The following is a 1,825-nucleotide window of genomic DNA, read 5'->3' as shown; positions in this document are numbered from 1 at the left end:
CCCGCCCGCCCGCCGTGCTCACGGCCACTCTCCGTTGATCAACAGACCTGGGTGGCTGCCAGCGCGCGCCGGCGCAACCACCGAGGTCCGGTGATCTTCGCGCTGGACCCTCAGGCCACGGCCCGGCGGACACGGGCGGCGAGCCGGTCCAAGGCCCGGGGGTCGAGCACCATCGCCGAGGGCACGCGGACTACGACCCATCCGAGGTCAGCGAGGTGGGCATCCCGGAAGGCGTCGCGGTTCTGTCCGGTGATCGTGCGGTGCTCCGGGCCGTCGTACTCGAGCGCGAACCGCACGTTCGGCCAGGCGAGGTCGAGGCGCACGCGCTCGCCGGTGAGCAGCACGACACGGAACTGCGGGACTCCGGGCGGCACCCCGCGGTCGAGCAGCCCGAGGCGCAGGCGCGTCTCGGGGAGCGACTCCGCGCGGGGGTCCATCAGCGTGAGCACCCGCCTGACCTGCACGAGCCCGCGCGCCCGCGGGTGGTCCTCCACCACCCGGCGCAGGTGCTCGGTGGTGAGCCGACAGGCGTGGGCCACCGCATCGACCGCCGCCACCGCGTCCACGAGAGGTGTCCGCCGCGCGAGGTCGAACGCCGTGCGGGCGGGCGAGGTGATCGGAGCACCGAAGCGTTCGGCGACCTCGCCCGGGAGCAGCCGGTCGGTCCGGATCGTCGTCCCCTCGGGCGCCGGGTGGTAGCGCGACGGCACGAACAGCTCGGCGTCCGTCCAGGGGCAGTCCGCGTCGTAGGCGAGAGCGGCGAGCGGGCCGCCGACGGTGCCCCGGTCCTGACTCCACAGCCGCAGGGCGCGGACCCGCATCCCGAGGTCCTCCTCCGCGGCGGCACCGACGTAGACGTCGTACGCGAGCTTGCGGAAGTCGGGCCCGCGCAGCCGCGCCCGGGTGAGGCGGCCGGTCGCCACCGCCCAGGACCCTCGGAACGGCTCACGGGTCCACCGCGTCAAGGGCTCCACACCCGTTCGAGGGGCCACGCCGCCGATCGGTTCCCGCCGATCGCCCTCGCGCATGATCAACGGACCTGCAGGACTGCGTCGTACCGAGCCCGGCAGCCACCGAGGTCCGTTGATCACCGCGGCGGGACGCGCCGGCCGACCTACCAGGGCACCTCGACGCGGTCCTCCCACAGCCGTCCCGTGGGCGGCGGGTCGGAGAGCGTGGCACCGCGGCAGGCGAGCCACACCGCGGTGTCCGCGCCCTCCTCGATCGACCTCGGTGCGTCCGGCCCGCCCATGTCGGTGCGGCAGTGGCCCGGGCACGTGGCGTCGACGAGCACGCCGCGCCGCCCCATCCCGAGCTCGTGGGCGAGGTTGCGGGTGAGCGCGTTGAGGCCGGCCTTCGCGACGCGGTAGGGCGCCAGTCCGCCCGCCGTGCCGGGCCCGCTCATCCGCCCGACGCAGGCGCTCACGTTCACCACCCGCCCCCAGCGCCGCTCCGACATCCCCGGCACGAACGCCGAGACGAGCGCGAACGGCGCGTCCAGGTCGACGGCCCGCACCTCGCGCCAGGCGTCGAGCGAGACCTCGAGGGTCTTCGAGCGCCGCGCGCTCATCACCGCGGCGGCGTTGACCAGGACGTCGACGTCCCCGACGCCGGCGACCGCGCCGGCGATCGCGTCGACGTCCGCGAGGTCCACCGGGAGCGCCGTCACCTCACCGGGCATCTCCGCGACCGCCGCGGCGAGGCCGTCGGGATCCCGGGCGACGGCCACGACCCGGGCCCCGGCACCGGCCAGGCGCCCCGCGATCTCCCGGCCCAGCCCCCGGCTCGCCCCGGTGACGAGGGCGGTGCGCCCGCTGAGATCGGT

Annotated in this window: 2 protein-coding genes; both read right to left on the bottom strand. The window is 75.9% G+C overall.

What is annotated here, in order from left to right; translation table 11 throughout:
* Window positions 1-110: 110 nt before the first annotated feature.
* On the bottom strand, window positions 111-923 hold the full coding sequence (locus AC0CYZ_RS06270) for an endonuclease domain-containing protein (protein ID WP_472213402.1): 813 nt from the start codon (window positions 921-923) through the stop codon (window positions 111-113).
* A 191-nt stretch (window positions 924-1,114) separates the two neighbouring features.
* A partial coding sequence (locus AC0CYZ_RS06265) for an SDR family NAD(P)-dependent oxidoreductase (protein WP_472213400.1) occupies window positions 1,115-1,825 on the bottom strand: 711 nt, incomplete at its 5' end.

Source organism: Actinomycetospora sp. (assembly GCF_055612215.1).
This window is presented reverse-complemented; position numbering and strand designations above follow the sequence as displayed.